The following is a 6,671-nucleotide window of genomic DNA, read 5'->3' as shown; positions in this document are numbered from 1 at the left end:
GGCGCGACAAGCGGGGATGACGTTCTCACCGGCACGGCAGGGATCGACTCGATTGACGGCCTTGCCGGCAATGACACCATCAGCGCCCTTGCTGGCAACGACACGCTCAAGGGCGGGGCGGGCAATGATATCCTGGATGGTGGTGCAGGCGCCGATAAGCTTGATGGCGGAGCAGGAACCGATACGGCGTCCTATGCGAGCGCGAAGACTGGCGTGACCGTCAGCCTCGTCAACCCCGCCATCAACACTGGCGATGCCAAGGGTGACACCTTTGTGTCGATCGAGCAGCTGACCGGTTCAAGCTTTGCCGACAAGCTCTACGGCAATGGTAGCGCCAATGTGCTTACCGGCGGGGCGGGCAATGATATCCTGGACGGTGGTGCAGGCGCCGATAAGCTTGATGGCGGAGCAGGAACCGATACGGCGTCCTATGCGAGCGCGACGGCTGGCGTGACCGCCAGTCTTGCCAATGCTGCCATCAACACGGGCGATGCCAAGGGCGACACCTATGTGTCGATCGAACAGCTGACCGGGTCGAACTACGCCGACAAGCTTTACGGCAATGCTGGCGCCAACCTGCTCAGTGGCGGTGCGGGCAATGACACCCTCGACGGCGGAGCAGGCAATGATGTGCTGTATGGCGGAGCTGGGGCCGATGATCTGACGGGAGGCGCTGGCGCCGATACCTTTACCTTCAAGGCGCTGGCCGACACGACCGTGGCGGTGAGTGGCCGCGACACGATCTTCGACTTCTCGGGCACCGGCGGTGACCGGATCGATCTGTCGGCGATCGATGCGAACACCGCAGCATCCGGCAATCANGTGGCGGTGAGTGGCCGCGACACGATCTTCGACTTCTCGGGCACCGGCGGTGACCGGATCGATCTGTCGGCGATCGATGCGAACACCGCAGCATCCGGCAATCAAGCCTTCGCCTACGTCGGCACCGCGGCGTTCACCGGCAAGGCCGGAGAACTGCGTTACGTCAAGGCTGCCTCCGACACCTATGTCTACGGTGATGTCAACGGTGACGGGAAGGCCGATTTCGCCATTCACCTGGATGATGCCGTCTCGCTCGCCAAGGGATATTTCGTGCTGTAACGCAGTGAGGCCGCTAAAGCGGCCTCATCCCCATTTAAACCAAAACAGAGGCGGCCCAAAACCGCCTCTGGATGCGACCTATATTTCAGATTTCAGCTGATCAGTTGCTCAGCGCGAACCGCGAACCTTTGGCGAGCGTTGCGCGCTGTTTCACGCAGATGCAAGAGGCGCCGCATCCGCATCGGCAACAACGCCTTCAGGTGTTCCCGGCCTGAATCAAGCGCCACGATTGGTGCGAACGGCGTCATGACTGTCGTCTCACCGGCAGGATGGAGGCGCTTGAATTCACCGAAGTTGGTGAACGCTTCGTGATTGTTGGCCTTGAGAAGGAAGGTTTCGGCAGCGACTCCCTCCGCCAGGATCGCCTCGTGGGTATCAAGCACGATATGGTAATACTCAATCATCTCCCGATCATCCGGAAGCGCGGGTGCAATGGAGATGCCGTTGACAAGATCCTTTGCTCTGATGAGCACACCATCAATCAAGAGAGCGTGTCCCGGAGAGACATAGAGATCCCGGCGTGGTGTCTGCTCGTCAATCGCGTGCCGCGCAATGCGGATCGGGACGACGCTCGCTTGCCAGGACGTACCGTTTCGCTTGTAAAGGTGACGGCCGATCCATTTGACTGCCATGTCCTTGCCACGCGCGGTTTTCACCAAATCACCGACTTGAAGGCTCTCGATGCTGGCTTCACCTCTCGGAGTCATGATCGACGTGCCGCACAGAAAGCACATGGGATTTCCGCCTCCGTCGCCGCCTTTTTTCCACCACGGCGTCCCCATCGCCTGGGCAATCGAGGCCGGCAGTATGGTTGTTGCTGCCAAGGCACTCAGTGCCGCAACTTTCGCCCCAGTCGCTGCGGCCAAACCGAGAAAATTCCGCCGCGCACCATTGATTTGCGTCTGTTTCTCTTTGCTTGACGACATTGTCATCTCCTTTTCGGTTAAACCCGATAAATTGCCCCTGATGAACAGATAAGCATCCAGCATATTCTCTCCTTGCCAAAGCAGCCATCGCTGCAAGGGGTGAAGGCGGCCTGTCTCTTTGGAGTAGGTTGTACTTCCCGATTATGCTGTCTGTGGAGTGCTTCCCCCGAGAATGGAATGGCAAGAAGAGGCAAACCAGCCGCTCTGGAGGGCCACTTCAAAAACTACCTATTTGAACAACGGTTTGACGGCCCATCAACGAATGATGAGCGCAGGCGGGAGCCTGGCTGCGCGAACGCCGTTTGCCTTGTATCGGCACTGTCAGTTTTGTTCGCCCTTTGAAGGAACCTGATTTTCCACCTCCTCTGCGTAGAGGATGAGAAGCGCTCCAAGCTCCTTGGCCGCAGTCGGAGACATTGCCGTCTGAAACTGATGCGGCGAGCGGTCGGTATCCTTGTAGGTGTCCCATTCCCACTTGGAAACAGCATATCCAATCCGCAACATGACATGATACGGTTCGCCAACGGCTACACCCCATTCCAAGAGGGTATAGGCCTTCAGCTTGTTATCGGCGTCGACCTCCCATTTTGACATGTCGTTTTCGCTCATGGCGTGGGCTTTCCATTTGATACTTACTCAAACATTTGCCGGCATTCTTGAACGGAGATTTTCGGAGCAGATATCTTTAAGGCGTACACAAGAGAGACCAGCCTTAACCGGCTGGTCAGCGATGGGCAGAACAGTGTTGTCCAGCGGCTCTCCAGCAGGGCCGGTAGCTATCCGTAGCGGGCTGACTTGCGACGAACGCTGGGCCAGCATCCACTACATTACCACATGCTTATCAAAAGAGGCTGATATTAAGCAGCAAAACCGCTCATCGTCCGTGCAACGGCTGGCGCTTGAGGGGCACCCGGTCCAGCATCGAACTCATCCGGTCTTTCTCCCAGCGCGAAGAAATGCTCGATCGCTTGGACTGACCGCATTGCGGCCTGCCCGTCTCCATAGGGATTCACGGCGCGCGCCATCTCCTGATAGGCCCGCCGGTTCGTCAGCAATTCGGTCACTTCACTAACGATACGGTCCTCATTCGTTCCAACCAGCCGCACTGTGCCGGCGGCAACGGCTTCAGGCCGCTCAGTGGTTTCGCGCATGACGAGAACCGGCTTACCAAAGGTGGGGGCTTCTTCCTGCACACCACCGCTATCCGTCAATACGATAGAACAATCGCGCATGGCCTTGACGAAGTCACCATAATCGAGCGGCTGCGTAATCTGAACATTCTCCAGCCCCTGCAGCGGGGGAAGCAGAACGCTGCGCACTGCCGGGTTGAGATGAGCAGGAAGCAGAAAGGAAATCTCCGGAAATTTTTGTGCTAGCCGCGCGATGGCGCGAGCGGTTTGCGCCATCGGCTCGCCCCAGGATTCGCGCCGATGCGCCGTGACCAGAACGCTCCTCCGGCCCGTGATCCGCTGGAGATCCTGATTTTCGGTCTGAGTGTTACGCCCGGACACATGTAGCAGAGCATCAATGACAGTATTGCCCGTGACGACAATATCGTCGGCTGTGACGCCATCGTTAAGGAGGTTAACCTTCGAGGTATGGGTGGGCGCCAGATGCAGTGCTGCGAGCTGAGTGGTCAAGCGGCGGTTGATTTCCTCTGGAAAGGGGTTGTCGCGCTCGCCCGTTCTCAGTCCAGCCTCCAGGTGGATCAGGGGAATTTTTCGATAGAAGGCGGCCAACGCGGCGGCAAAACAGGTTGTCGTGTCACCCTGGACCACAAGCGCGTCGGGCGCTTCGATTTCAATGACATTGGAAACGCCGGCAAGAACGCGAGCGGTGACACTCTCAAGCGTTTGCGCCTGCGTGATGATGTTGAGGTCATGGTCGGGTTGAATTTCGAACAGCCGATTGACCTGATCAAGCATTTCACGGTGCTGACCGGTCACTGCGACGATGGGCGTGCAATGGCGCGAGGAAGCGAGTGCATGGACCAATGGAGCCATCTTGATCGCTTCCGGTCGAGTGCCATAGACGACGAGTATTTTGCGCATGCCAATTTCCTTTGATCCAGCGTTGGCAATCACTTTGGCGGGTAAGAACAAGAGACACTCTCACCCCTATTCGGATTTCGTCATCAATCGGTGCAATATCGGCACTTGTTCAAAACAACCCCGAGCATGTTCGTCCGCTCGGACAGATACCGCTCGCAACGATCGACCTCGGTAAACGTGCTGTGTTCTGCTGCCGCAACCAGAATTGCGCAGTCCACATTCGGCAGGAATGCTGTCACGTCGTCGCTAGAGAGCATTGGGGGCAAGTCGTATAAAATAACGTCTGGCCCCATGCGCACGCGCAAGTCCTGCAATATCCTTGCAGCCTCCAAACTCTGCAGCAATTCCGCAGAAAACTGCACCGGTTGATGGTTGGTACCTACGGCCAGGTTATCGCCGTAGCGCCGGAAGACATCGTGGATCTGCGCATCGCCCTTCAAGAAGTCTTCCATGGAGGTCTGGCCATCAACATCGAGCATCTTGCCGATTTGCGGCCGCTTCAGATTGAGATCGACCAGCAGCGTTCGGCAGTCCTGTTGGTGTGCGAGGCTAAATGCCAGATTGAGCGCAACCAGCGATTTCCCGCAGGACGCTGTCGGCGAGGTGATCGCAATCGACGTCCAGTTGTTTTGACGCAGGCTTTGCAGAACCCTTGTGCGCATCATGTCGAAGGGAGCATGGGCCGGATCGGACCGATCTATCGTGACGATCCGGCTTCGAAAAGTCGTACTCGGTGCTGGATCCAGCTCCTCGAGACTTGCCCATGCGATTTCAAATCCCAGCCGCGTGCATGCCTGCATTGCCTGCTCCGCCAGTTGATCACCACTTTGCAATCTGAGACTGTCTTGTAGGGATGCTCTATTTTGATCCATGATTTAAACTCTGCCTCTGACGAAGGTTTCCGCTCTCGAAAGGGCGGCATCCCATTCTCTCTGCGCTTCGACGGTGCCGTGGCTGGGGAGCCGCCGCCACACTGAGCTTTCAGTGACCCCAATGAACGAAAGCGGCATCAGGCCTGCTGCAAGCAGCGCCGCTATCCGGCGCTTGTGACTTGGGGAACGCATCTTGCCCGAGGTTCTAATGCTGGGAATCGTGGCGAGCGGTTGCGACTGCAGCAATTGCGCAAGTTCAGCCGGCCGGCGGATTGTTTTATTGAGCAGTTCGAGCAACACGACGATGGCCAGCCCAAGCCCAATTCCCCCCAGGCCGCCGAGAGCAACAATGCGGGTGCGTTGGGGGCTGATTGCCCTGACGGGCGGCGTCGCCGATTCAAGAAGTGAAAACCGGCCGCCGTCTGCACGCATTTCTATTTGCTCGCCGGTCAGGGCCTCTGCGCGCCTGGCGATGGCGGCATTGTATTGCATTTGAATATTCTGGCGGTTTCGCTCCATTGAATTCAGGGCGGTTTCGCTGGCGGCGGTGCCAGCAATCGAGCGGGTCAGATCTTCGATGCCACGGATGACGGAGGTCTTTTCTGCGTCCACGGCCTGGAGACGATTATCGATATCCGCCAGCTGCAGATCGAGACCAAAGGGAGCGGCCTGTCTGGCAGGAGGCGAATTTTCGCTGTTTTTCCCCTGCGAAGGCCCGGACAACAGGTTATTCTGCAGCGCCGCGATCCTCGCGCGCAAAGCCTGTATATTAGGGCTTGTCTCCGAAAAGATTGCGAGCTGCTCCGCGAGCGACCGATTGAGATCCGCAAGAATTTGTTGTTCCGGCGTGAGCGGAACCGCTCCGACAAACTGCCCGGCATTGGTATATGTCGCGACTAGGTTGCCTCGTTTCATGCGAAGATCGGGTTCTTCGCGTTCAAGCGAAATCAACCTTGCCTGTAGGCTACCCTGCTGTGTACGGCGAAAATCGAGACTTTCCGGAAGGGTGTCTTTGTTTTCGGTCTTGAATTTGAGGATATCCGTTTCGAGCTTGTTCAAATCGGAGGATAGCCTTGCGACGGTCTGGTTGAAGAATTGCAACGTGCTTCCGGCACGATCCGTCCGTTGGCGCTGATTTCTGTTCAGAATCATTGCAGCCAGTTCGTTGGCCACTTTGGCCGCCATATCAGGCTTGCCGGCCAGGAAGGACACACTGAAAACAGTTGCTCCCTGATCGCGGCCCGGTGTGTCAAACTGCAGCTGCTCAAACTTTATCCGGGACCGCATATCTCTGACGATATCGTCCTCGAGAGGCTTGTTCTCCGCACTGTCGTAGACTGCCAGCCTGGTTGCCAGCGCAAGCAAATCGTCTCTGGTGGTGATTTGCTGCTGGAGTATCTGCAGTTGTTCAACTGCGCCGAGCGGAACGGTTGAACGTGCAAGTTCAGCCGGAATCTGTGGCGCCTCGGACAGGATTTTGGCACTCGAACTGTAGACCGGTGAAATGAAACGCGTCGCCGCGATAGCCGACACCAAGGCCGCGATCACAATCGCCATGAGATAAGGCAGCCTTCGCAGCAGGATCGAGAAGTAGAATTTTAAGTCTATATTACCCATTACGCAGACACCCAACTTCTGAGCCAGACCAGTACTGTGGCCATGTTCATTGTTCAGTGGTTCGAAATCGCGGAACAGATGGTCAATGTAGGGTGAGTGGCAGA

The 6,671-nt window shown here is 57.1% G+C and carries 6 protein-coding genes and 1 pseudogene; 2 read left to right on the top strand and 5 right to left on the bottom strand.

Going from position 1 to position 6,671, the window contains the following annotated elements:
• Positions 1-821 (top strand): annotated as a pseudogene (locus tag ASD36_RS31640) (calcium-binding protein); the annotation flags it as partial.
• Position 822: 1 nt separating this feature from the next.
• Positions 823-1,101 (top strand): M10 family metallopeptidase C-terminal domain-containing protein (locus tag ASD36_RS31635; RefSeq protein ID WP_244489888.1); only part of this gene is annotated, 279 nt, incomplete at its 5' end.
• 92 nt (positions 1,102-1,193) lie between these two features.
• Here ASD36_RS31635 and ASD36_RS29020 read toward each other — a convergent pair.
• The 5 genes from ASD36_RS29020 to ASD36_RS29000 all read right to left on the bottom strand — a co-directional run bounded on the left by ASD36_RS29020 (position 1,194) and on the right by ASD36_RS29000 (position 6,567).
• A complete protein-coding gene (locus ASD36_RS29020) occupies positions 1,194-2,090 on the bottom strand; it encodes a Hint domain-containing protein (RefSeq protein WP_244489887.1) in 897 nt (298 codons plus the stop codon).
• A 258-nt stretch (positions 2,091-2,348) separates the two neighbouring features.
• Positions 2,349-2,636, bottom strand: a complete 288-nt coding sequence (locus tag ASD36_RS29015; protein ID WP_060504588.1) for a hypothetical protein — start codon at positions 2,634-2,636, stop codon at positions 2,349-2,351.
• Positions 2,637-2,884: 248 nt separating this feature from the next.
• Complete coding sequence (gene wecB, locus ASD36_RS29010; RefSeq protein WP_060511399.1) at positions 2,885-4,078, bottom strand: UDP-N-acetylglucosamine 2-epimerase (non-hydrolyzing); 1,194 nt, start codon at positions 4,076-4,078, stop codon at positions 2,885-2,887.
• Between the two features lie 83 nt (positions 4,079-4,161).
• Entirely contained in the window at positions 4,162-4,950 is a 789-nt protein-coding gene (locus ASD36_RS29005) for a CpsD/CapB family tyrosine-protein kinase (protein WP_060511401.1), read from the bottom strand.
• Positions 4,951-4,953: 3 nt separating this feature from the next.
• Entirely contained in the window at positions 4,954-6,567 is a 1,614-nt protein-coding gene (locus ASD36_RS29000; protein ID WP_082562866.1) for a Wzz/FepE/Etk N-terminal domain-containing protein, read from the bottom strand.
• Positions 6,568-6,671: the final 104 nt, after the last annotated feature.

Origin of the sequence: Rhizobium sp. Root1334, from assembly GCF_001426665.1 — a bacterium.
GTDB lineage: Bacteria > Pseudomonadota > Alphaproteobacteria > Rhizobiales > Rhizobiaceae > Pararhizobium.
The sequence above is the reverse complement of the archived record's forward strand: the minus strand, read 5'-3'. Positions and strand labels throughout refer to the sequence as shown.